The sequence below is a fragment of the Bradyrhizobium sp. IC3195 genome (genome assembly GCF_020193585.1).
GTDB lineage: Bacteria > Pseudomonadota > Alphaproteobacteria > Rhizobiales > Xanthobacteraceae > Bradyrhizobium > Bradyrhizobium yuanmingense.
This window is the reverse complement of record NZ_JADYVG010000068.1, coordinates 1-1,417: the sequence shown is the minus strand read 5'-3', so window position 1 is coordinate 1,417 and position 1,417 is coordinate 1. Positions and strand designations below refer to the sequence as shown.

Here is a 1,417-nt window from a genome sequence, read left to right as displayed (position 1 = left end):
GGCGATCAAGCACAAAAGAAGCGCAACAAGAGCGGCTGCCAGCCGCTTGAGGTTGATGGCGGCGGCCGTCAGATAGGCCTGGATCTTCATGTTCGGTAGACCACGCCGTATGGCGCGCGCCAGCCCATGCCAGGTCTTGGCTTCGCCATGGAAGCCCTCTGAACGCCAGCGATGACGCTGATAGAGCCGTCGATCCTGCCAGCTCCATCGTTCGCGACGGCGCCGGGCGCGGAGCAGTGCCGGATAATCGTTCCCTACAACAACTGCCTTATTAACTCGCCCCTTCGATAGGCAATCACCCTTGAGCGGACACCGGGCACAATCCTTTGCCTTTGAGTAAAAGAAACGGCCGTGCTTGATGGGTCGCGCGGGCCGCAAGACACGTCCTCGCGGGCACTTCAGGATGTCGTGCTTGGCGTCGTACCGGAAGCGCCTGAGCGGTACGCGACTCTTGATCGGTTCAGCTTTAGCTGGGATCAGGGCATCGATGCCGCGCCGTTCGAGAGCACCGTATACTTTAGCGTAGGCATAGCCGGCATCGGCGGTGACCGTTTTGATGTCAATGCCTGTAATCGCTTCAACCTCGTCGACTTGCGGCTCGATCATCTCGCCTTCGTTCGTTTGTCCAGTTGTGACCGCGACGTCCAAAATGACTCCGACCTTGTCATCGACGGCCGTGTGCTGCTTGTAAGAGGGCTCCAGCCGCCGGTTGCGGGCATTCGTGGCCATCGTCGCATCGGGGTCGGTCGTGCAGACCTTCTTGTACTTGCCACTCTGTCGGCCCGTTTTCTCAGCCTCGCTTTCATCCTCGTTTTGATTTTCGCTCAGGACATCCACCACATGCTGCTCGGTGAGGCTGTCCCAACTCACATTGGCGCGGATCAGCGACGCATCGATGTGGACCACCTCCGCAGTGGCGATCTTGGCCTTCAGGCAGGCCTCGACCGTGCGCTTGAAGATCCTACGGAACCGCTCTTCGCCCCAGCGCTGGCGAATGCGCGTCAGGCTTGAATGGTGCGGTAGTTGCTCATGCAGGCCATAACCGACAAACCAGCGGATCGCGATGTTGACCTGAGCTTCACGCATCAGCTTGCGATCGTGCACGATGCCGCTGAGCAGACCGGCGAGCATCAGCCGTACCGCCGCTTCGGGATCGATGCCGGGCCGGCCGTCATTCGCGCAGTAACAGTCGGTGACCTCTTGCCTTAGCCAAGTCAGGTCGAGCACACGATCGACCCGCGCCAGCACGTGCTCGTCTGGGACGAGTTGTTTGAGCGAGCCGGTGATGAAGAGCTCAAGCTGATCCCGCTCCTTGCGCCCCAGCATCTCGTTTGCTCCGCCGATCGCGAATCGCCGACAAGAATGGAATCAGTCAATTCGGACTTTTTCAACGATCCCACGCGGCAGCGCTGCCAGG

Annotated in this window: 1 protein-coding gene; it reads right to left on the bottom strand. The window is 60.1% G+C overall.

What is annotated here, in order from left to right; translation table 11 throughout:
• Window positions 1–1,326, bottom strand: a 1,326-nt coding sequence (locus I6F09_RS37115) for a transposase (protein ID WP_225190198.1), incomplete at its 3' end; no start/stop codon positions are given.
• Window positions 1,327–1,417 lie beyond the last annotated feature (91 nt).